The following is a 20,464-nucleotide window of genomic DNA, read 5'->3' as shown; positions in this document are numbered from 1 at the left end:
TTCGGTTACTCCGGCGATTGGCCCGATATGGGCGCCGGCGCGCGATCCGCCAACTTGCCGCCTGTATCGTTGTGTTGCCGGCGCTCGCCGCATTGCCCGCCCAGGCGCGCGAGATCCGCATCATGATGCTCGGCGATTCGATCACCGCGGGCTACGGGCTGCCGCGCGGCCAGGCGCTGCCGGTGCGGCTCGAGGCCGCGCTGCGCGCGAAGGGGCTCGATGTCCGCATCATCGATGCCGGCGTGTCGGGCGATACCACGGCGGGCGGGCGGGCGCGGCTCGACTGGGCATTGGCCGACCGGCCGCAGGCGGTGATCGTGGCCCTCGGCGGCAATGACGGGCTGCGCGGGATCGAGCCGCGCGCGAGCGAGGCGAACCTCGCCGCCATCCTCGACGCGCTGAAGGCGCGGGGGCTGCCGGCGATGCTCGCGGGGATGCTGGCGCCGCCGAACCTCGGTGCCGATTACGGGCGGGACTTCGCCGGGACCTTCGCGCGGCTCGCCGCCGCGCGGCCGGAGGTGGTCTTCTATCCCTTCCTGCTCGATGGGGTGGCGGGGGAACCGACGCTCAACCAGCCTGACAGGATTCACCCGAATGAGGCTGGCGTTGCGGAACTCGTCCGTCGCATGCTGCCGGCGGTCGAGTCGCTCCTCGCCCGGATTCCGGCGGGGTGACGCGCCCGGCGCGCCCGCGCGCCGTGTCACGGAAAGGGGCCCCCATGCTGCGCCTGTTCGTCGCCCTGGCCCTGCCCGACGAGGTCCGCTCCAGCCTGGCGACACTGGCCGGCGGCATCCCGGGCGCGAAATGGATCCCGTCCGAGAACTACCACCTCACGCTGCGCTTCATCGGCGAGATCGAGAACTGGCGCGCGCAGGAGGTCGACGACGCGCTGGCCGGCATCCGGGGAAACGCCTTCGACCTGTCGCTCCACGGCCTCGGCACATTCGAGAAGGCGGGGCGGATCCATTCGCTCTGGGTGGGGGCGGAACGCAGCCCCGCGCTGACGCATCTGCAGGGCAAGGTGGAGACGGCGCTGCAGCGCGTCGGCCTGCCACCCGAGCGCAAGCGCTTTTCCCCGCACGTCACCATCGCGCGCACCGACCGGGCGCCGCCGGAAAAGGTGATCGCCTATGTCCAGGCGCACAACCTGTTCCGCGTCGCGCCCGTGCGGGTGGAATGCTTCACGCTGTTCTCCTCGCGGCTGGGCAAGGAGGCCTCCGTCTATACGCCGGAGGTCGAATACGACCTGCAGGCGCGGGCCGCGGCCTGACCGCCGGGGCAGCGGCCCCCGATCGTGACGCCTGCGTGCTTGCCACCATCCCGGCCGGGGGATAGGTGACCCTGGTGATCCGCCTGCCCCGCTTCCTGTCGCGCCTGGTGGCCCTGGCCCTGCTCGTGCAGGCCGTGCTGGCGCCGGCGCATTGCCTGGCGATGGCGGCGGCGCCCTCGGGCCTCGCGGCGGTGATCTGCTCGGCCGACGGCACGCGGACCGTCCATGTCGGCCCCGACGGGCAGGAGATGCCGGCGCCCGACAGCGGCAGCGGCGCCTGCCTCGCCTGTCCGGCGCTGCCGCAGGCCGCGGTCCTGGTCCCGCCCGCCGTGCCGACGCCGGCCTGGGGCGCGGCGCCTGTCGCCTGGCACGCCCTGGCGGCCGAGGCCCTGCCGCCGGCCGCCCGCGCGCCGCCCTTCGCGCCACGAGCACCGCCCCCCTTCGGTTGACGCCCCCGCGCCGCACGGCGCGCCCATGCACGTCAATCCGAAGGATACGCATTCCATGCTTCGTCGTTCCCTGCTGGCGGCCGCGGCCGCCCTCGCTGCCCTGCCCGCCGCCGCCCACGACTACACCGCCGGCGACATCGCCATCGGCCATCCCTGGTCCCGCGCCGCGGGCGCCAATGCCACCGGCGCCGGCTTCCTGACCCTGCGCAACACCGGCGCCCAGCCGGATCGCCTCGTCGCCGCCTCCGCGTCCATCGCGCGCGCGGTCGAACTGCATACGCACATCCGCGACGGCGACGTCATGCGCATGCGCCAGGTCGACGGCATCGCGATCGCGCCGGGCCAGACGGTCGAACTGCGCCCCGGGGCCTTCCACATCATGCTCATCGGCCTGAAGGAACCGCTGGTGCAGGGCACGCGCGTGCCGCTGACGCTGCGCTTCGAGCGTGCCGGCGAGGTGCAGGTGGAACTCGCCGTCGAGGCCGCGGGCGCCCGCGGCAACGGCCCGCAGCATCACTGACCAGCGCGTCTCCGCTCAGTCGAAGGGCTGGGCGGAGACGTCCACGCGCGCCTCGGATCGCCAGAGCGAGATCGCGAAACCCGCGGCGACGGAGAAGTTCCACTCGCTCTTGAACAGCGGGCTGTCGGCGTTCGCCGCGCCGGAGAAGTTCTCGATCCGCCCGCCGGCGACGATGGAGACACGTTCGCTGAGCGGCAGGCGATAGGAGACCGAGACGCGCGACCCGACATAGCCGGCCCGCGCATTGTAGGCCTCGCGCCCGGGCTGCGCGTATTGCGGGTCCACCTGGTAGAAATACTCGGTGTAGCGGTCGGTGCCGAACAGCACGCCGGCCGAGAGCCTCAGCCGCGCGAAGGGCGAGAGGAAGTGGACGTGCTCGTAGGCGATGTCGGGCGCGAAGGTGAAGCCGCGGAAGGAGACAGAGGACCAGTCGGTCGAGAAGACCGCCCGGACCGGCGTGTCGATCAGGATGCGCCGCGGCACCGCGGGATCGTCGCCGCGCCACAGCGTGTAGCGCAGGTTCGGCCCGATCTCCCCCAGCCAGTCGAGGTCGGGCATGCCCTGGCGCGCCGTGATGTCGTTCGAGCTCGCATTGAAGCCGCCCGAGGCGCTGACCGAGATCTCGATGTCGTCGGCGAGGCGGGTGCGCGCGCGCAGCCCGCCCTCATCGGCGCGGAACAGGTCGCCGCGATAGATCAGGTAGGGGATCGCGAGGCCGCGCCAGTGGTTCTGGTTGGAGGCCGGATAGGCCGGCGTCCAGCCGCCGCCGCCGGCGATGCCGACCTCGAAGACCGGCAATTGCTGCGCAGTGGCGGGGAGGGTGGCGAGGAGCGGCGCGAGGACGGCAAGGAGGCGGCGGAGAATCATCGTTGCGCAACTAGAAGCACATTCGGCAGGGGCGTGCCAGTCCAGCAGGGCGTGACAGCGACCGCATAGCCCGCGGCTTCGAGCGGCGCGGCGATCTCCCGCAGAGGCCGAGGCGCGACGGCGCCGCGGAGGCCGAGGTCGCCGCCAAGGACGCGGCGGGCGCGTTCCATCGCGAAGCCGAGGCTGCTGCGCCAGCCCCGCTCCGGGTCGAAGGCGCGGATCAGGATGCGGGCCGGGGCGGCGGCGGCGATGCGCGCGAGCAGCGCGTCCTGCGAAGGCGGGGCTAGTTGCAGCAGGACGTCGATCAGCATCAGCGTGTCGCAGGGCGCGATCGGCGCGGCGGCGACGTCGGCGACGTCGAAGCGCGCGGGCAGATCGCCGGCCGCGGCCTGTGCGGCCGCGATCTTGCCGGTGTCGAGGTCGAGGCCGGTGACGCGGTCCGCCCTGCCTGACAGCAGCAGCGCGAGCGCCAGCTGCCCGCGGCCGCAGCCGAGGTCGAGGACGTGGCCGAGGCTATGTGCCCCGCCCAGCGCGAGCAGCGCGGGCACCACAGGGTCCCCGCGCAGCTTGCCACGGATGAAGCCGCGCGCGGTGCGCGAGGCGTCGCGATAGCGGTCGGCGACGACCGCCGCGAGGTCCGTCATCCCGCCTCAGAGATCCTTCAGCACCGCCCAGAGGTCGTTCTTCTTCTCGAAGCCGATGCCAGGCGCGTCCGGCATGCGGATGCGGCCGTCGACGACCGGCGTGTCGCTCGCGAAGCCGCCGAAGGGGGCGAAGACCTCGGGGTAGGATTCGTTGCCGCCGAGCCCGAGGCCCACCGCGATGTTCAGCGCGAACTGGTGCCCGCCATGCGGCACGCAGCGGCGCGGCGACCAGCCGTGGAGTTGCAGCATCTCGAGCGTGCGGAGGTATTCCACCAGGCCGTAGGACAGCGCCGGGTCGAACTGCAGGATGTCGCGGTCCGGCCGCAGGCCGCCGTGGCGGATCAGGTTGCGCGCATCGAGCATGGAGAACAGGTTCTCGCCGGTCGCGAGCGGCGGGCCGTAGTGCTCGGCGAGCGTCGCATGCGTCGCGTAGTCGAGCGGGTCGAGCGGTTCCTCGTACCAGCGCAGCTTGAAGGGTTCGAGCGCTGCGCCGTAGGCCAGCGCCGCGTGCAGGCCGAAACGCCCGTTCACGTCGACGGCCAGGCGCGAGCCGTCGCCGCCGAGCAGCTTCACCACCGCCTCGATGCGCGCGACGTCCTCGCGCAGCGCGTCCTTGATCGGCGTGCCGGGCGCGCCGCCGATCTTCATCTTCACCGTGGTGTAGCCGAGGCCGAGATAGCGCTTCATCTCCTCGACCAGCGCATCGACGCCTTTGCCGGGGTAGTAGTAGCCGCCGGCGGCGTAGACCCAGGCGCTGTCATCGGCCTCGCCGCCGCGGAAGCGATCGGCCAGCAGGCGCCACAGCGGCTTGCCCTCGATCTTCGCCGCGGCATCCCACAGCGCCATATCGAGCACGCCAACCGCGACCGACCGGTCGCCATGCCCGCCCGGCTTCTCGTTCTTCATCATCGCGGCCCAGGCGCCGGCGACGTTGAGGCTGCCGTCGGCGGCGGTGAGTTCGGCCTCGGTGCAGGCCTCGAGGCGCGGGACGAAGCGTTCGGCGAGCAGGCCAGGCTGGGCGTAGCGGCCGTTCGAGTTGAATCCGTAGCCGGTCGCACTCCGGCCCGCGCCGTCCTCGATCGTGATGGCGACGACGGAGGCCGTCATCTTCGAGAAATCGATATAGGCGTTGGCGATGGCGCTGCTGATGGGCACCACGCCCTGGCGGATGGAGGCGATGCGCATGGGCGGCTTCCCCGGATGATGGCGGCGCGGCTTCCTACAGGCGCGGGCGGATCGGCGCAAACCCAAGCGGCGGAAAGGCTTGCGGTTGCTGCGGCGCAGCATCTACCGTCCCGTCATGCCGCCGCCGTTGCCCATCGCCGTGACCGCCGGGGAGACCGGCCCCTGGCAGATCACGGCGATCCGCGCCGTGGCCGGCGAGAGCCTCGCCCCGGCTCGGCGGCTCGTCGTCGAGGAAGGCCAGGCGGCCGCGCCGCCGGGCGCCTGGCGGTTGCGCGGCGTGACGAGCCATCTCCGCTACACCGCCGAAGCGGAGCGGGATCGCCTCGCCTCCGTGCAGGAAGGCCTCGGCCGCCCGGCGGCGCTCCGCGCGGCGCTGATCCCGATCCGCAAATCAGAGGCATGGTGGGCGCTCGCGCAGGATGCGCGGCGCGCCATCCTCGAGGAGAAGTCGCGCCACATCGCGATCGGGCTCGACTACCTGCCGGCGGTGGCGCGGCGGCTGATCCACAGCCGCGACCTTGGCGAGCCCTTCGACTTCCTCACCTGGTTCGAATTCGCCCCCGAGCATAACAGCGCATTCGATGCGCTGCTCGCCCGGCTGCGCGCGACCGAGGAATGGCGTTACGTCGAGCGCGAGGTGGAGATCCGCCTCGCGCGCGACTGACGCGCTCAGACGGCCTTGGCCGCTTTCAGCGCAGCGATCTCCTCCGCGCTGAAGCCGAATTCCGCCAGCACTTCCTCGGTGTGCTGCCCGCGTTCCGGCGTCGGGTTCTTCGCGCAGTCCACGCCGGCGATCTGCATCGGCGCGCGCACCACGTTGAGCGCGCCGAGGCGCGGGTGCTGCACCGTCATCTCGAGGCCGAGATGCTTCACCTGCTCATCGGCGAAGACCTGGTCCATGGAATAGACCGGGCCGCAGGGCACGCCTTCCTTGTTGAACTTCGCGACCCAGTTCGCCGAGGTATCGGTCTGCGTCACGCGCTCGATGATCGCGTTGACCTTCACGCGGTTCTGGCTGCGCAGCTTGTCGGTGGCGATGTCGGGGTCCTTCGCCTCCTCCTGGATGCCGAGGACCTTCACGATGCGGTCCCACATCACCTGGCCGCCGCCGGCGATGTTCATCACGCCGTCCGAGGTCCTGAACAGCCCGGTCGGGATGGTGGTCGGATGGTCGTTGCCGGCCTGCTTCGGCACCTCGTGCTTCATGGTCCAGCGCGTGGCCTGGAAGTCCATCATCGCGACCATGGCCTCGAGCAGGGAGACATGCACCCAGCGGCCCTTGCCGGTGACCTCGCGTTCCAGCAGCGCGACCATGATGCCGAGCGCGCAGTAGAGGCCGGCCGTCAGGTCGGCGACGGGGATGCCCGCGCGCACCGGCCCCTGGCCCGGCAGGCCGGTCACCGACATCAGTCCGCCCATGCCCTGCGCGATCTGGTCGAAGCCCGGCCGCTTGGCATAGGGGCCGTCCTGCCCGAAGCCCGAGATCGAGCCGAGCACGATGCGCGGATTGATCGCGGCGAGGCTGTCGTAGTCGACGCCCAGGCGGGTCTTTACGTCGGGGCGGTAGTTCTCCACCACCACGTCGGCCTTGGCGACCATGCGGCGGAAGGCCGCCAGGCCCTCGGGCGACTTCAGGTTCAGCGTCATGCCGCGCTTGTTGCGGTGCACGTGCTGGAAGTCCGGCCCGTCGCGCTCGCCGCCCAGGCCCTTGCCGGTGTCGACCTCGTCCGTCGCCTCGATCTTGATCACGTTGGCGCCCCAATCGGCGAGCTGGCGCACGCAGGTGGGGCCGGACCGCACGCGGGTCAGGTCGAGCACGGTGAAGCGGGACAAGGGCATCATGGTCGGTGGTCCTCCGGTCGCGCTTTTGTTCGCATCGCACGGCGGGATGGGCAAGACACCGGCTTGACGGCCCGCCCCATCCCGCTACGCCTTGCGACACGCAACACCGGGACGGAGCGCCATGAGCGACGAGATCCTTCACGAGGTCCGCGAGGGCGGCATCGCCTGGACCACCTTCAACCGCCCGCAGGCGCGCAACGCCATGCTGTTCGGCATGTATGAGCGGCTGCAGAACCTGGCCGGCGAGATCAGCGCCGACCGGTCGATCCGCGTCTGGGTGCTGACCGGCGCCGGCGGCAAGGCCTTCGCCTCGGGCACCGACATCAGCCAGTTCCGCGAGTTCAAGACCGCCGAGGACGCGCTCAACTACGAGGCGCGGATCGACAAGGTGCTCGGCGCGCTCGAGAACTGCACCAAGCCGGTCATCGCGGCCATCGCCGGCGCCTGCACGGGCGGCGGGCTCGGCATCGCGGGCTGCTGCGACATCCGCATCTGCGACCAGTCCGCGCGCTTCGGCCTGCCGATCGCGAAGACGCTCGGCAACATCCTCAACATGCACAACTTCGCGCGCTTCTACGCCCTGGTCGGGCCGGCGGCGATCGCGGAGATGATCATGACCTCGCGCCTGTTCAGCGCGGCGGAGGCGAAGCATATCGGCCTGGTGTCCGAGGTGCTGGAGACGCCGGACGCCGTCGCCGCGCGGGCGATGGAACTCGCCACCAGCATGAAGGACCTGGCGCCGCTGACGCTGAAGGCGACCAAGGAAGCCCTGCGCCGCCTGCGCAAGGCCACCAGCGACGTCGAGGGCGACGACCTCGTGACCATGTGCTTCACCTCGGCCGACTTCCAGGAAGGTGTCGACGCCTTCCTCAACAAGCGCGCACCCAGGTTCCAGGGCAAGTGAGCCCGAGGCGGACGGCCCCGCAGAGGGCCGCCGCACCTGCCGAGGAAGGAAACCCCATGACCATGACCATCGGCCGTCGCGCGCTGGGCGCGGCCGCGCTCATGCCGCTGCTGCCCGCGCCGGCGCTCGCCCAGGCCTATCCGAGCCGCCCCATCACCCTGCTGGTCGGCTTCGCGCCCGGCGGGGGGACGGACATCATCGCCCGCTTCCTCGCCCCCGCGCTGCAGGAGGAGTTCGGCCAGGCGATCGCGGTGGAGAACCGGCCCGGCGCCTCGGGCACGCTCGCGGTGCTGGCGCTGTCCCGCGCGCGGCCGGACGGCTACACCATGCTGATGACGACGATCAGCGCCTCGGCCGTGGTGCCGCCGCTGATGTCGCCGCCGCCCTTCGACATCCATCGCGACCAGACCGCCGTGGTCCATGCCGCGACGGTGCCGCTGGTCTGCGTCGTGCCGGCGAACTCGCCGTCCCGCACCCTGCCGGACCTGCTGGAACGCGCGCGGCAGAAGCCGGGGGACCTGAACTACTCCTCCTCGGGCGTCGCGACGCAGCAGCACCTGGCGGCGGAACTGCTGGCCTCCCAGGCGGGCGTGCGCATGACGCATGTGCCCTTCCGCGGCACGGGCCAGGCGGTGAACGAGATCCTCGCCGGGCGCATCGACCTCGCGATCGACACCTTCCCGACCTACCTGCCGCATATCCGCTCGGGCGCGGTCCGCGCGCTGGCGGTGACGATGCCCGAGCGCGTGGAATGGCTGCCGGAGACGCCGACCGTCGCGGAACTCGGCTTCCCCGGCTTCGACGCCGTGGTCTGGTACATGATGATGGCCCCGCCCGGCATCCCGCAGCCGATCGCCGACCGCTGGGTGGCCGCGGTGAACAAGGCCTACCGGAACCAGGAACTGCGCCGGCGCATCGTCGACGCCGGCTTCCTGGTCGGCGGCGGCACGCAGCAGCAGGCGGCGGCGATGCTCCGCAACGATGCCGAACGCTACTCGGCGCTGGTGCGCAACGCGAACATCCGACTCGATTGAGCGCGTGTCGGACGGGCCCCGCGCGGGGCCTGTCCAGCGTGGCGGGGGGCGCCTAGCATCGGGAGAGCATCCCGGGAGCCCGCAGCCATGGCCGATCGTCGCAGCCTTCTTGCCGCCGCCGCGCTGCTGGCGGCACCGGCCATCGCCCGCGCCCAGGGCGGCTATCCGAACCGGCCGATCCGCATGGTCGTGCCCTTCGCCGCCGGCGGGATCATCGACGTGGTGGCGCGGATCGTGGCCGAGCCGCTGTCGCAGCGCCTCGGCCAGCCCATCGTCATCGAGAACACGCCCGGCGCCGGCAGCACCATCGGCGCGCGTGCCGTGGCCCGGGCGCCCGCGGATGGTCACACGTTGCTTCTGAACGGCGCGGCGCACGCGGTGATCCCCGCCCTTTTCGCGGATTCCGGGATCGATCCGGTGACTGACTTCGCGCCGGTCGCGCTGGTGGGCGAGCAGCCCTTTCTCGTCGCGGTGCACCCGGCGGTGCCGGCGAACGACGTGCCCTCGCTGCTGGCCTGGCTGCGATCGAAGCGCGGAGATGCGAATTTCGCGACGACCGGCATCGGCGCGGCGTCGCATCTCGCGGGCGAATTGCTGAAGAAGCTCGCGGGCGTCGATTTCACCATCGTGCAGTATCGCGGCACGCCCGCGGCGGTGACGGATTTCGTCGCCGGGCGTGTCGACTTCATGATCGACAGTCAGACGTTGCTCGCGCCGATGATGCAGGACGGTCGCGCGCGCGGCCTCGCGGTGACGACGGCACGCCGGTCGCGGATGCTGCCCGACCTGCCGACGCTGCAGGAAGCGGGCGTCGAGGGCTACGAGGCATCGTCCTGGCAGGCGATCTATGCGCCGATGGGCACGCCGCCGGCCATCCTGCAGCAGGTGTCGGCAGCGACGCTCGCGGTGCTGGCCGATCCTGCCATCCAGCAACGTTACGCGGATCGCGGCGTGGAACCGCGCGCGGGCGACGCCGCGGCGCTGCGCAACTTCCTGAAAGCGGAGATGCAGCGCTGGCTTCCGATCCTGCGCGCAACCGGTGCGCGGGCGGGCTGACGCGAATTGGATTTGCTTTCGGGTACCGGAAGGCGCATAGCCTTCCGCGTCACCTCGTCCGGTCCGTTCCGCGGACCCGCTCTCCGTGCCTTTCCTATGGTTGAGCCTCAGCGATGGCTGGCCCGTCGCGCTTGGCGCGGCGGCAACGCCGCCCTGCGCCAGTGCAGTCGGCAGCAGTCGCGCATGTCGCGCGACGGCAACGCTCAACCCGGAGACATCGGCATGAGCATCGGTACCGTGAAGTGGTTCAACGCGACCAAGGGCTATGGCTTCATCCAGCCTGAGGACGGCAGCAAGGACGTGTTCGTCCACATCAGCGACGTGCAGCGCTCGGGCCTCAACGGCCTGAACGAAGGCGACAAGGTCGAGTTCGAGCTGCAGCGCGGCCAGCAGGGCAAGATCTCGGCGGGCAACCTCCGCCTCGCCTGAGCCACTGCGAGGGCGGCCTCCGGGCCGCCCTTTCACCTTTCCAGACCCGGAGCAGACCCGTGGCCCGCAAGCCGAACTACGGTCAGCAGCGTGCTGACGTGAACCGGGCCAAGCAGGCCAAGAAGGACGCCAAGCTGCGCGAACGCGAGGAAGCGGTCGCCAGGCGCAAGGCATCCGGCCAGGCCGACGAGCCCGAGACCGAACACCTGACAGACAAGCCCGCGCGCGACTGACGCGCCGCGGAGGAGAGCCCCCGATGGCCAAGCCCGCCAGCAAAGCCAGTTTCGTGCTGTTCGACGTGATCTACGAGGACGGCAGCCGCCGTTCGAACCGCAAGGTCCCGGCCGAGATCCTCGGCGGGCTCGACGGCGACGAGCCCGCGCGCAAGGTGATCCAGGAACAGGACAACGAGATCGCGAAGGCGTCCGGCAAGCCGGCGCTGTCGATCGCGCAGATCCTGCGCGTCGGCGGCAAGCGCAAGTAACGTCGCGGGGGGAAGCCGGCCTTCCCCCGCACGATCCGCCGCGGCTATTCCGCCGCGCGCGCCTGCTTCGCCACCAGGGGCACGATCCCCGGCAGCGCCGACCCTTCCCACAACTGCGCCAGCAACGCCTTCGCCGCCGCGGCACCGACGGCGTCCGAAGTCAGTTCCAGGAACTTGTCCGACAGGTCCTGGTCCGACAGCGGCGCATCCGGGTCGCCCTTGCGGGTGTGCTGGTGGCGGGACAGCACCCGGCCATCCTTCAGCGTGATCGCCACCTTGGCCGACCGCTTGGACGGGAAGGCCGCCGCGCATTCCGGATCGAGTGCCACCGTCACCTTGCCCATCAGCGCGCGGATCGCGGGATCCGCCAGGCGGTCCGGCGTGAAGGCCACCAGCCGCACGCCGCCATGCAGCAGCATCGTCGCGATGGTGAACTGGGTGGAGAAGCGGCAGTCCTGCTCGGTCTGCGCGGTCGGACGGTCGCAGACCTCCTTGGTCGCCTTGTAGCCGCCGACGGCGACCGAGACGACCTCCTCCGGCCTGAAGCCGTGCTCGAGATGCAGGTCCCGCACGGCGTCGAGGGCTGCGAAGATGTGCCCGCAGCAGCCGTGGTTCTTGAAGGTCATGTCGGTGATGGCGAAGGGCTTGCCGATATTGGCGAGCGGCTTCTCCCACTTGCCGGTGTCCTCGCTGGTCGCCGCGGCGAAGCCCGCCGGGCCGTGCAGGACATCGAGCGCGCCGGTCATGCCCTTGGCCGCCGCCATGGCGGCGAGCGCCCCGGCCTCGGCCGCGTGGCCCGGATGCAGCGGCTTCGACATCCCCTCGCCGCGGAAGGCCTGCTGCAGCCCGCCCGCCATGGTCGCGGCGGTGGCGATGGCATGCGCCGTGCGGTTCGCGTCGCAGTCGAGCAGCACCGCGACCGAGGCCGCCGCGCCGAAGGTCCCGACGGTCCCGGTCGTATGCCAGAAATCGTAGTGCGAGGGCTGCACGGCGAGGCCGATGCGGCAGGACACCTCGTAGCCCGCGGCGAGCGCGCGCAGCAGGCCGTTCATGTCCGTCCCGCGCGCCTGCGCGGCCGCGAGCGCGGCGGCGATGGTCGGGCAGCCCGGGTGGTAGACGGCGTAGCGGTAGATGTCGTCGAACTCGACGGTGTGCGACGCCGTGCCGTTCAGCAGCGCGGCGTGGCGCACCGGCACGCGGCGGCCCGAGACGTAGCAGACCGCCCCGCCGCCGCCCCGCGTCTCGTCCTCGAGGGCGGCCGACATCAGCGTCGCGGGCTCCCGCCAGGCGCCGGCGAGGAGCGCGGCGAACCAATCCACCAGGGCGCGCCGCGCGTGGTGCGCGACGTCCTGAGGCAGGTCGCGGGACCGCCAGGAGGCGGCATGGTCGGCGAGGACGAGAAGCGGGTTCGTCATGGCGTGCTGCTCACGCGTTGCCGCGGAGCACCTCCTTGTTGATGACGACGTCGGGGTCGAGGTTTCCCTTGAACAGGCTGAAGATGCTCTCGGCGCAGGACAGGCCCATGCGCCGGGTGGACTGCTCGGTCGCCGCGGCCGAATGGGGCGAGACGACGACGTTGGGGAAGTCGAGGAAGGGAAGCTTCGTGGTCACCGGCTCCTCCCAGAAGACGTCGAGGCCGGCCGCACCCAGGTGGCCGGACTTCAGCGCGTTGGTCAGCGCCGTCTCGTCCACCAGCGTGCCGCGGGCGGTGTTGATGTAGGCGGCACCTGGCTTCATGGCGGCGAAGAAGGACGCGTTCACCATGGCGCGCGTCTCGGTGTTGGACGGGCAGTGGGTGGTGACGATGTCGGCCGCGGCCAGGCCCTCATGCAGCACCTTCACCGGCTTGAAGCCGGCGCCCTTGATGGTGTTCTGCGGGATGTAGGGATCGTGCACCAGCACATCCATGCCGAAGGCCTGGCAGAGCCGCGCGACGCGGCCGCCGATGCGCCCGAAGCCGACCACCAGCACCGTCAGGCCCGCGAGGTCGAGGGTCTTGAGCGTGGGCTTCGGCCCCCAGTCCAGCGCCTTGGTGTTGCGGTCGTAGTCGATGGTCCGCCGCGCCGTGGTCAGCATCAGCATCATCGCGTGCTCGGCGACCGAGACGGCGTTGGCATCCGGGGTGACGGTCAGCGGGATGCCGCGTTCGGTCAGCGCCTCCACGTCCACCGCGTCGTAGCCGACGCCGTGGCGGGCGCAGATGCGCAGCATCGGGGCGTTGGCCAGGAAGGCGCGATCGATCTTCGTCGCGCGGACGATAATGGCCTCGGCCGTCTTCATCGGCTCGCGCAGCGTCTCCGGCGTCACCGGGTCGAGCAGGGTGACGGTGTAGCCCGGCTCGGAACGCAGGCGTTCCATCGCATCGGGGTGCAGCGGGCGGAGACAGACGATATGCGGCATGGAGGTTTCCTGTGGTCTGGGAGGCTTCGCGCCGCTCTGCGTCGGCTGCGGCCTTGGGCAGGGTGGTCCGGAGGGGCGGGACCCCTCCGGGATCAGAGCTGGTGGTGTGCCTCCGGCCCCAGGATGGCTTCGCGCATCCGGGCCTGGATGATGGCCCCGTCGCGCGGCGGCAGCACCAGCTTCTTGCTGGTGGCGTCGATCTTCGCCACCGCGAAGAACGGACCGTTCCCGGCATGGATCGCCGCCTTCAGGGCGGGCACTTCCCCGGGCTTGGTGACGAACATGGTCTGCGGGAAGCCCGCGCCCTTCGCCATGGCCACCAGGTCGACGCCGTGCTTGGTGGCGGTCTCCTGCATGCCGGTCTCGCCGTAATGCTCGTTGTCCTGCACGACGATCGAGAGGTTGCGCGGCTTCTTCACCGCGATGGTGGCGAGCGCGCCGATGCCCATCAGCATCTCCCCGTCGCCGGTCAGCACCAGCACGCGGCGGTTGGGCTGCGCGAGGGCGAGGCCGAGGCCGATCATCGCCGCCGCCCCCATGCCGCCCCACAGCGGCAGGTTCAGCGGGTGGTCGCCCACCGCCGTGATGTCCCAGGCCGGCGCGCCGAGGCCGGCGATGACGACCATCTCCCCGCGATCCTCGAGCAGGGCGCGGGTGAGCTCGCGACGGTCGAGCTTTCCGGATTCCGCGAGCATCGTCTCAGTCCTTGCCGAAGGTCTTGGCGCCGATGACGCGCTGGCCGATCAGCGTCGCGGTCGGGCGGAAGGTGTTGAAGGCGAGGCGGATGGTCGCATCCACGGTGGGCGCGATGTCCTCGGGCGTGTCGGCGCGCTTGACCAGCGTGCCCATGGCTTCCAGCACCGCCTGGGTGGCGTTGCCCATGGGGATCTGGGCCGGGTTGAACTCGCCGAAGTCGCCGCGCATCGTCACCAGCATCGGCATCGGGCAGCGATGGATGTGCGACAGCGAGAGCATGTTGATGCAGTTGCCCACGCCCGAGGACTGCATCAGCAGCACGGCCTTCTGGCCGCCGAGCCAGGCGCCCTGCAACAGGGCGATGCCTTCCTCCTCGGTCGTCAGGGTGGTGACCTGGATCTCGTTGTCGGCCAGGCAGCGCTTGATCAGGCGGGAATGCCCTGCGTCCGGCACCAGCGCGACCTGGCGTATGTCATGTTTCTTGAGCAGCCCGTAGATCTGGTCGGGCCAGGCCGCTGCGGCATCCGGGGCCTTGTCGATCGCGTCGGCGTCCATCGTTTCCTCGGCAGTTTCCGGCCGGCATCCTAGGGCGCGGCGACGGGCTGGCAAGGTGGGCGCCGGGCGGTCCATCATGGCTGCCATGGGCTTCACGCAGGACATCGCCGGGACACGTTACGTGTTCCCGGACCTCAGGACGCTGCTCGCGCGCGCCACGCCGCTGCGCTCGGGCGATGCGCTGGCCGGGGTGGCGGCCGAGAGCGCGGCCGAACGCATCGCGGCGCAGCGGGCGCTGGCGGACGTGCCGCTCGGACGCTTCCTCAACGAGGCGGTGATCCCCTACGAGGCCGACGAGGTCACGCGGCTGATCATCGACCGCCACGACGCGGCGCCCTTCGCGCCGGTGCGCAGCCTGACGGTCGGCGGCTTCCGCGACTGGCTGCTGGCGGCCGATCCCGCCGCCGTCACCGCGCTCGCGCCCGGCCTGACGCCAGAGATGGCCGCCGCGGTGTCCAAGATCATGCGCGTCGCGGACCTGATCCAGGTCGCGGCGAAGTGCCGCGTCGTCACCCGCTTCCGCAACACCATCGGCCTGCCGGGAACGCTGTCGATCCGCCTGCAGCCGAACCATCCGACGGACGATCCGCGCGGCATCGCGGCCTCGGTGCTGGATGGGCTGCTGCTCGGCGCCGGGGATGCCGTGATCGGCGTGAACCCCGCCACCGACAATGTCGAGGCGGTGATGCGCGTGCTCGAGATGCTCGACACCGTGCGGGATCGCTTCGACATCCCGACCCAATCCTGCGTGCTGTCGCATGTCACGACGACGATGCTGGCGATGGAACGCGGCGCGCCGGTCGACCTGGTGTTCCAGTCGATCGGCGGGACCGAAGGCGTGAACACCTCCTTCGGCGTGTCGCTCTCCGTGCTGAAGGAGGCGCGGGAGATGGCGCTAGCGCTGAAGCGCGGCACGGTCGGAGAGGACGTGATGTATTTCGAGACCGGCCAGGGCAGCGCGCTGTCCGCGGACGCGCATCACGGCGTCGACCAGCAGACCATCGAGGCCCGTGCCTATGCCGTGGCGCGCGAATTCTCGCCCCTGCTGGTGAACACGGTCGTCGGCTTCATCGGGCCGGAATACCTGTTCGACGGCAAGCAGATCCTGCGCGCCGGGCTCGAGGATCATTTCTGCGGCAAGCTTCTCGGCCTGCCGATGGGTGTCGACGTCTGCTACACGAACCACGCCGAGGCCGACCAGGACGACATGGACACGCTGCTGACATGCCTCGGCGTCGCGGGCGTCACCTATGTGATGGGCGTGCCAGGGGCGGATGACGTGATGCTCGCCTACCAGTCGACCTCCTTCCATGACGGGCTGACGGCACGCGCGATGCTGGGCAAGCGCGCGGCGCCGGAATTCGAGGCCTGGCTCGACCGCATGGGGATCGGGCTCGATGCCGAACGCATCCCGGCGCGGCTCTCCCCGGCGCTGATCGGTCTTGCATGAGCACGCCCTCGCTCTGGCGCGACCTGCGCCGATTCACCGATGCGCGGGTGGGGCTCGGGCGCGCGGGGACGGCGCAGCCGACATCGGCGCACCTCGACTTCCAGGAATCGCATGCGCGGGCGCGGGATGCGGTGTGGTCGTCCCTGGACGTCGCGGCCATGGAGGCGGCGGTCGCGCCGCTCGGTCTGCCGGTGGTGCGGGTGCGCAGCGCGGTGCCGGACCGTCGCGACTATCTGCTGCGGCCGGATCTCGGGCGTCGGCTGGCGGAGGGCACGGTCCTGCCGCGCGCACCGGGCAGCGTGGTCTTCGTGGTGGCGGACGGGCTCTGCGCCATCGGCGTGCAGCGTCATGCGCCGGCGGTGCTGGAACGGCTCGTCCCGGCGCTCGCATTGCCGCCAGGCCCGGTCGTGATCGCGGAACAGGCGCGCGTGGCACTCGGCGACGAGATCGGCGAGGCAACCGGTGCTGCCGCCGTGGTGATGCTGATCGGGGAACGGCCGGGCCTGTCGGCCACCGACAGCCTCGGCCTCTACATCACCTGGGCGCCGCGGCGCGGGCGCACGGATGCGGATCGCAACTGCATCAGCAATGTCCGTCCCGGCGGCCTGTCCTATGACGAGGCCGCCGCCAAGACCGCCTGGCTGCTGCGCGCGGCGCAGGGGCTCGGCGCGACCGGCGTGGCACTGAAGGACGAGATGCCCGCCGGCGCATTGCCCGCGCCATGATCCGGGTGACGGCGCGCATCGCGCTGGATGAATCGGAGATCACCGAGGATTTCCTCCGTGCCTCCGGCCCCGGCGGGCAGAACGTCAACAAGCTGGAGACGGCGGTGCAGTTGCGTTTCGCCGCCATGGCCTCGGTGAACCTGCCCGATGCGGTGAAGGCGCGCCTCGCGACGCTGGCCGGCCGGCGCATGACCAAGGACGGCGTGCTGGTCATCACCGCCCAGCGTCACCGCACGCGCGAGCGCAACCGGGAGGATGCGCTGGAGCGGCTTCTCGTGCTGATCCGCGAGGCCGCGACGCCGCCCCCGCCGCCGCGCAAGGCGACGAAGCCGACGCTGGGGTCGAAGAAGCGGCGTCTGGAATCGAAGACGCGGCGCGGCGAGACCAAGCGCATGCGCGGTGCGCCCGGGCGCGACGAGTGATGCCGACGCGCGAAAGCCGCACGCTGTCGACGCGAATCGAACGCCCGGCGGCGGAGGTCTACGCCTTCGCCTCCTGCCCCGAGAACCTGCCGCGCTGGGCGGCGGGCCTCGGTGGTGCGGTCACGCCCGACGGCGCGGATTGGCGGGTCGAGACGCCGCAGGGCGCGTTGCGGCTCCGCTTCGCCGCGCCGAACGCTTACGGCGTGCTCGACCACGCCGTCATGCTGCCGGACGGGTCCGTGGTCGAGGTGCCGATGCGCGTCGTGCCGAATGGCGACGGCGCGGAGGTGCTCTTCACCCTGTTCCGCCAGCCGGGGATGACCGAGGCCGACTTCGCGCGCGACGCGGGCCTGGTGGCCGCCGACCTCGCGACGCTGAAGCGGCTGCTCGAGGGCTGATCAGCTCAGCATCTGCCCGCCATCGACCACGATGGTCTGCCCCGTCACCCAGCGCGCGAGCGGGGAGGCGAGGAACAGCGCCACATCGGCCACTTCCTCGGGCTCGCCCAGCCGGCCGAACGGAATGCCGGCGAGGATGCGGTTGTAGAGCGCCGGGTCTTCCGCCCGCCGCTTCTCCCAGGTGCCGCCGGGGAACTCGATGGACCCGGGCGCAACCGCGTTCACGCGGATGCCGTCCTTCGCCAGCGCGGCCGCCTGGGACGCGGTGTAGTTGATGATCAGCGCCTTCACCGCCGCATAGGCCGGCGTCCGCACCGAGGGCCCGAGCCCCGAGATCGAGGTCGTGTTGACGATGCAGCCCTTCGCCGCGCGGAGGTGGGGCAGGGCGGCGTGGCTCGCGCGCACCGTCGCCATCACGTCGACGTCGAGGCCCTTCTTCCACCCCTCCTCGCTGTCGCCCATGCCGAAGCCGGAGGCGTTGTTCACCAGCACGTCCACGCCGCCGAGCGTGGCCGCGGCTTCCGCGACCCAGGCGGCGACCTGGCCGGCATCGGCGAGGTCGGTCGGCTTCACATGCGCGACGCCCTCGGCCTGGAGCGCGGCGAGGCCGTCCGCTCCGCGCGCGCAGGCCGACACCTTCGCCCCCGCCTGCGCGAAGCCCAGCGCGATCGCGCGCCCGATCCCGCGGCTGCCGCCGGCCACCAGCACCCGCTTGCCCGTGAAGTCGAAACCCATCTTCGCAATTCCTCAGCGATACCGACGCCATCCTGGCCCCGCTGCGTCGCGCCGGCCAGCCACCCCGGTTGCCGCGCCGCCGGATTGGCGGCATCAAGCGGCAGGGATCGATCGGGAAGGGAGAGGGTGCGCGTGGTCGAGGCCTTGTTCATCCACCAGAACTTCCCGGGCCAGTGGCGGCACCTCGCGCCGATGATCGCGAAGCGGAAGGACGCGCGCGTCGTTGGCCTGGGCGAACGGCAGAACGCCACTCCGCCGGGCGTACATCATCTGCGTTACCCGGCGCCCGACCCCGCCGGCGACAAGACCCACCGCTACCTCCGCCCGGTCGAGAGCGCGGTGCGCCGCGGCCAGAACGTGGTGCGCGCGCTGATCACGCTGCAGAAGCGCGGCTTCGTGCCCGACATCGTCTATTGCCATCCGGGATGGGGCGAGGGGCTCTACCTGCGCGACGTCTTCCCCGATGCGCGCATCGTCCACTACTGCGAGTATTACTATCACGCCCGGGGCGGCGACATCGGCTTCGACCCGTCCCAGCCGGTGAACATCGACGAGATGGCGCGGGTGCGCACGCTGAACATGACGCAGCTGCAGTCGCTCGAGACCGCCGACTGGTGCATGTCGCCGACGCTGTGGCAGCGCGGTCGCTATCCGCGCCACGTGCAGGACATGACCTCGGTCGTGCATGAGGGCGTCGACGCCACCTTCGCGACGCCCGTGGGCACCAGCAAGGTCGCGCTGCCGGATGGTTTCCTCGTCGAACGGGGTCAGGAGGTCGTGACCTTCGTGTCGCGGAATCTCGAGCCCTATCGCGGTTTCGACGTCTTCATGCGCGCGCTGCCCGAGATCCTGGCCCGCCGGCCGAAGGCCCATGCGGTGATCGTCGGCGGCGAGGAGCGCGGCTATGGCCGCACGCCCGCCGACGGCCGCAGCTGGAAGGCGGTGATGATGGAGGAGGTCGGCGCGCGGCTCGATCCCGCGCGCGTGCACTTCACCGGGCGCATCCCGCATGAGGGGCTGGTGTCGCTGTTCCGCGCCTCGGCCGCGCATGTCTACTACACCTACCCCTTCGTGCTCTCCTGGTCGCTGGTCGAGGCCATGGGCTGCGAGGCGCTGATCATCGGATCCGATACGCCGACGCTGTCCGAGGTCATCCGCCATGGCGAGAACGGGCTGCTGCTGCCCTTCTTCGACCACCAGCGGATGGCGGATGCGGTGGTCGACGCGCTCGCCCATCCCGACCGCTACGTGCCGCTGCGCCAGGCGGCGCGGCGCACGATGCTCGAGAAGTTCGACCTGCACGCCATCTGCCTGCCGCAGCAGGTGAAACTCTTCGACGCGGTGCTCGCCGGCAGGCCAGGCACCGACGTCATCCCGATGCCGGAGACCCCACGATGACCACGCCCTTCGTTCCCATGGCCGAGATCCGCCGCGGCGGCATCCTCGAAAGCGTCCACCAGGGCTGCGCGGTGGTGGCGGATGCCGAGGGGCGCGTGCTGCTCGCCTGGGGCGATCCGTCCTTCGTCACCTTCCCGCGCTCCTCGCTCAAGCCCTTCCAGGCGATCCCGCTGGTCGAGAGCGGGGCGGCGGATGCGGCGGGCCTGACCGAGGAGCATCTTGCGCTCGCATGCGCCTCCCACAGCGCGGAGGACTTCCAGGTCGCGCTGGTGCGTGGCTGGCTGGAGCGTCTCGGGCTGACCGAGAGCGCGCTGGTCTGCGGCCCGGACATGCCGCGCAGCCAGGCCGACCAGGCGGCGGTGTGGCGCGCGGGCGGGGACCGCTCCCGCGTCTTCCACAACTGCTCGGGCAAGCATTGCGGCTTCCTGACTTTGTCGAAGCACATCGGCGCGCCGGTCGCGGGCTACAACGATCCCGCGCATCCTGCGCAGAAGCTGTATCTCGAGGCCTTCTCGGAACTGCTCGGCCTCGATGCGGCGGCGCTGCCCAGCGGCATCGACGGCTGCGGCCTGCCGGCCCTCGCGCTGCCGATGGAGGCGATGGCCAAGGCAGCGGCGCGCTGGGCCGCGGCCAAGGTCGCGACGGATTCGCGCCGCACCGCCATCCGGCGCCTGCAATCCGCGATCCGCGCCTATCCGGACCATCTGTCCGGGCGCGGGTCGTCGACCGGGCAGGTGGTGCGCGCGACGCAGGGGCGCGTGCTGCTGAAGGGCGGGGCGGAAGGCTACGTGGTGGGCTTCGTGCCGGATCGCGGCCTCGGCATCGCGGTGAAGCTCGCCGACGGCGCCTCGCGCGCCAAGATGGGCGTTTTCGCGACCATCCTGGGGCGGCTCGGGCTGCTGGATGCGGCGGAGGCCGTCGCGGCCCGCATCGAAGGCGAGATCCGAGACAGCAACGGCAATGCGGTCGGCGAGGTGCGCGCGACGCTCCCCACCTGACCC

Annotated in this window: 26 protein-coding genes; 17 read left to right on the top strand and 9 right to left on the bottom strand. The window is 71.2% G+C overall.

Features of this window, described 5'->3' with window-relative positions; translation table 11 throughout:
- The first annotated feature begins 71 nt into the window (after window positions 1-71).
- From GWK16_RS18625 to GWK16_RS18610, 4 genes are all read left to right on the top strand, one after another.
- Window positions 72-674, top strand: coding sequence for an arylesterase (locus GWK16_RS18625; protein WP_408903925.1), 603 nt, complete (start codon window positions 72-74; stop codon window positions 672-674).
- 44 nt (window positions 675-718) lie between these two features.
- Window positions 719-1,270: an RNA 2',3'-cyclic phosphodiesterase gene (gene thpR, locus GWK16_RS18620; RefSeq protein WP_211187540.1), complete on the top strand. Its 552-nt coding sequence runs from the start codon at window positions 719-721 to the stop codon at window positions 1,268-1,270.
- Window positions 1,271-1,344: 74 nt separating this feature from the next.
- Window positions 1,345-1,719 (top strand): DUF2946 family protein, encoded by a 375-nt coding sequence (locus tag GWK16_RS18615; RefSeq protein ID WP_170055476.1) that lies wholly within the window; start codon window positions 1,345-1,347, stop codon window positions 1,717-1,719.
- A gap of 55 nt (window positions 1,720-1,774) precedes the next feature.
- Window positions 1,775-2,239: a copper chaperone PCu(A)C gene (locus GWK16_RS18610; protein WP_211187538.1), complete on the top strand. Its 465-nt coding sequence runs from the start codon at window positions 1,775-1,777 to the stop codon at window positions 2,237-2,239.
- Between the two features lie 15 nt (window positions 2,240-2,254).
- Here the strand turns inward: GWK16_RS18610 and GWK16_RS18605 are convergent, their stop codons facing one another.
- Genes GWK16_RS18605 through GWK16_RS18595 form a run of 3 tightly spaced genes read right to left on the bottom strand, consistent with a single transcriptional unit; the run spans window position 2,255 to window position 4,935 of the window.
- Window positions 2,255-3,106: a MipA/OmpV family protein gene (locus tag GWK16_RS18605; protein WP_170055474.1), complete on the bottom strand. Its 852-nt coding sequence runs from the start codon at window positions 3,104-3,106 to the stop codon at window positions 2,255-2,257.
- Window positions 3,103-3,750 carry a methyltransferase domain-containing protein gene (locus GWK16_RS18600; RefSeq protein WP_170055473.1) on the bottom strand — a complete coding sequence of 216 codons (648 nt, stop codon included), beginning with the start codon at window positions 3,748-3,750 and terminating at the stop codon, window positions 3,103-3,105. The genes GWK16_RS18605 and GWK16_RS18600 overlap by 4 nt, the downstream gene beginning before the upstream one ends.
- A gap of 6 nt (window positions 3,751-3,756) precedes the next feature.
- Window positions 3,757-4,935 carry an enolase C-terminal domain-like protein gene (locus tag GWK16_RS18595; RefSeq protein WP_170055472.1) on the bottom strand — a complete coding sequence of 393 codons (1,179 nt, stop codon included), beginning with the start codon at window positions 4,933-4,935 and terminating at the stop codon, window positions 3,757-3,759.
- Between the two features lie 85 nt (window positions 4,936-5,020).
- Between GWK16_RS18595 and GWK16_RS18590 the strand changes: the two genes are divergently transcribed.
- Window positions 5,021-5,599 carry a chlorite dismutase family protein gene (locus GWK16_RS18590; RefSeq protein ID WP_248291477.1) on the top strand — a complete coding sequence of 193 codons (579 nt, stop codon included), beginning with the start codon at window positions 5,021-5,023 and terminating at the stop codon, window positions 5,597-5,599.
- A gap of 5 nt (window positions 5,600-5,604) precedes the next feature.
- On the opposite strand, the gene GWK16_RS18585 is transcribed toward GWK16_RS18590, so the two are convergent.
- A complete protein-coding gene (locus tag GWK16_RS18585) occupies window positions 5,605-6,777 on the bottom strand; it encodes a CaiB/BaiF CoA transferase family protein (RefSeq protein ID WP_170055471.1) in 1,173 nt (390 codons plus the stop codon).
- 121 nt (window positions 6,778-6,898) lie between these two features.
- Between GWK16_RS18585 and GWK16_RS18580 the strand changes: the two genes are divergently transcribed.
- The 6 genes from GWK16_RS18580 (at window position 6,899) to GWK16_RS18555 (ending at window position 10,684) form a co-directional block, all read left to right on the top strand.
- A complete protein-coding gene (locus tag GWK16_RS18580) occupies window positions 6,899-7,681 on the top strand; it encodes an enoyl-CoA hydratase/isomerase family protein (RefSeq protein ID WP_170055470.1) in 783 nt (260 codons plus the stop codon).
- A 56-nt stretch (window positions 7,682-7,737) separates the two neighbouring features.
- Window positions 7,738-8,715 carry a Bug family tripartite tricarboxylate transporter substrate binding protein gene (locus GWK16_RS18575; protein WP_170055469.1) on the top strand — a complete coding sequence of 326 codons (978 nt, stop codon included), beginning with the start codon at window positions 7,738-7,740 and terminating at the stop codon, window positions 8,713-8,715.
- 87 nt (window positions 8,716-8,802) lie between these two features.
- Window positions 8,803-9,771: a Bug family tripartite tricarboxylate transporter substrate binding protein gene (locus tag GWK16_RS18570; RefSeq protein WP_170055468.1), complete on the top strand. Its 969-nt coding sequence runs from the start codon at window positions 8,803-8,805 to the stop codon at window positions 9,769-9,771.
- Between the two features lie 222 nt (window positions 9,772-9,993).
- Entirely contained in the window at window positions 9,994-10,200 is a 207-nt protein-coding gene (locus GWK16_RS18565) for a cold-shock protein (protein WP_168043352.1), read from the top strand.
- 59 nt (window positions 10,201-10,259) lie between these two features.
- Window positions 10,260-10,433 (top strand): hypothetical protein, encoded by a 174-nt coding sequence (locus GWK16_RS18560; RefSeq protein ID WP_170055467.1) that lies wholly within the window; start codon window positions 10,260-10,262, stop codon window positions 10,431-10,433.
- Between the two features lie 23 nt (window positions 10,434-10,456).
- A complete protein-coding gene (locus GWK16_RS18555; protein WP_170055466.1) occupies window positions 10,457-10,684 on the top strand; it encodes a hypothetical protein in 228 nt (75 codons plus the stop codon).
- 44 nt (window positions 10,685-10,728) lie between these two features.
- Here GWK16_RS18555 and GWK16_RS18550 read toward each other — a convergent pair whose 3' ends face one another.
- From GWK16_RS18550 to GWK16_RS18535, 4 genes are all read right to left on the bottom strand, one after another.
- The gene (locus GWK16_RS18550; protein WP_170055465.1) at window positions 10,729-12,099 is read right to left on the bottom strand and encodes an MmgE/PrpD family protein; all 1,371 of its coding nucleotides are present in this window, start codon (window positions 12,097-12,099) and stop codon (window positions 10,729-10,731) included.
- Window positions 12,100-12,109: 10 nt separating this feature from the next.
- Window positions 12,110-13,084 carry a hydroxyacid dehydrogenase gene (locus GWK16_RS18545; protein ID WP_170055464.1) on the bottom strand — a complete coding sequence of 325 codons (975 nt, stop codon included), beginning with the start codon at window positions 13,082-13,084 and terminating at the stop codon, window positions 12,110-12,112.
- A gap of 92 nt (window positions 13,085-13,176) precedes the next feature.
- Window positions 13,177-13,779 carry a thiamine pyrophosphate-dependent enzyme gene (locus tag GWK16_RS18540; protein WP_168043347.1) on the bottom strand — a complete coding sequence of 201 codons (603 nt, stop codon included), beginning with the start codon at window positions 13,777-13,779 and terminating at the stop codon, window positions 13,177-13,179.
- A gap of 4 nt (window positions 13,780-13,783) precedes the next feature.
- A complete protein-coding gene (locus GWK16_RS18535) occupies window positions 13,784-14,335 on the bottom strand; it encodes a phosphonopyruvate decarboxylase (protein WP_170055463.1) in 552 nt (183 codons plus the stop codon).
- Between the two features lie 85 nt (window positions 14,336-14,420).
- On the opposite strand from GWK16_RS18535, the gene GWK16_RS18530 reads away from it, so the two are divergent.
- The 4 genes from GWK16_RS18530 to GWK16_RS18515 are packed head-to-tail and all read left to right on the top strand — an operon-like array spanning window position 14,421 to window position 17,330.
- Window positions 14,421-15,785: an ethanolamine ammonia-lyase subunit EutB gene (locus GWK16_RS18530; RefSeq protein WP_170055601.1), complete on the top strand. Its 1,365-nt coding sequence runs from the start codon at window positions 14,421-14,423 to the stop codon at window positions 15,783-15,785.
- Window positions 15,782-16,510 (top strand): ethanolamine ammonia-lyase subunit EutC, encoded by a 729-nt coding sequence (eutC, locus tag GWK16_RS18525; protein ID WP_170055462.1) that lies wholly within the window; start codon window positions 15,782-15,784, stop codon window positions 16,508-16,510. The genes GWK16_RS18530 and eutC overlap by 4 nt, the downstream gene beginning before the upstream one ends.
- Window positions 16,507-16,932, top strand: coding sequence for an alternative ribosome rescue aminoacyl-tRNA hydrolase ArfB (gene arfB / locus GWK16_RS18520; protein ID WP_170055461.1), 426 nt, complete (start codon window positions 16,507-16,509; stop codon window positions 16,930-16,932). Before eutC ends, arfB begins: the two co-directional genes overlap by 4 nt.
- On the top strand, window positions 16,932-17,330 hold the full coding sequence (locus GWK16_RS18515) for an SRPBCC family protein (RefSeq protein WP_170055460.1): 399 nt from the start codon (window positions 16,932-16,934) through the stop codon (window positions 17,328-17,330). The genes arfB and GWK16_RS18515 overlap by 1 nt, the downstream gene beginning before the upstream one ends.
- On the opposite strand, the gene GWK16_RS18510 is transcribed toward GWK16_RS18515, so the two are convergent.
- Window positions 17,331-18,065, bottom strand: coding sequence for an SDR family NAD(P)-dependent oxidoreductase (locus GWK16_RS18510; protein ID WP_170055459.1), 735 nt, complete (start codon window positions 18,063-18,065; stop codon window positions 17,331-17,333).
- Window positions 18,066-18,197: 132 nt separating this feature from the next.
- Between GWK16_RS18510 and GWK16_RS18505 the strand changes: the two genes are divergently transcribed.
- Together GWK16_RS18505 and GWK16_RS18500 are read left to right on the top strand one after the other, a co-directional pair.
- On the top strand, window positions 18,198-19,463 hold the full coding sequence (locus GWK16_RS18505) for a glycosyltransferase (protein WP_170055458.1): 1,266 nt from the start codon (window positions 18,198-18,200) through the stop codon (window positions 19,461-19,463).
- Entirely contained in the window at window positions 19,460-20,461 is a 1,002-nt protein-coding gene (locus GWK16_RS18500) for an asparaginase (protein WP_170055457.1), read from the top strand. Before GWK16_RS18505 ends, GWK16_RS18500 begins: the two co-directional genes overlap by 4 nt.
- Window positions 20,462-20,464 lie beyond the last annotated feature (3 nt).

The organism is Neoroseomonas marina, from assembly GCF_012927745.1.
Taxonomy (GTDB): domain Bacteria; phylum Pseudomonadota; class Alphaproteobacteria; order Acetobacterales; family Acetobacteraceae; genus Neoroseomonas; species Neoroseomonas marina.
The sequence above is the reverse complement of the archived record's forward strand: the minus strand, read 5'-3'. Positions and strand labels throughout refer to the sequence as shown.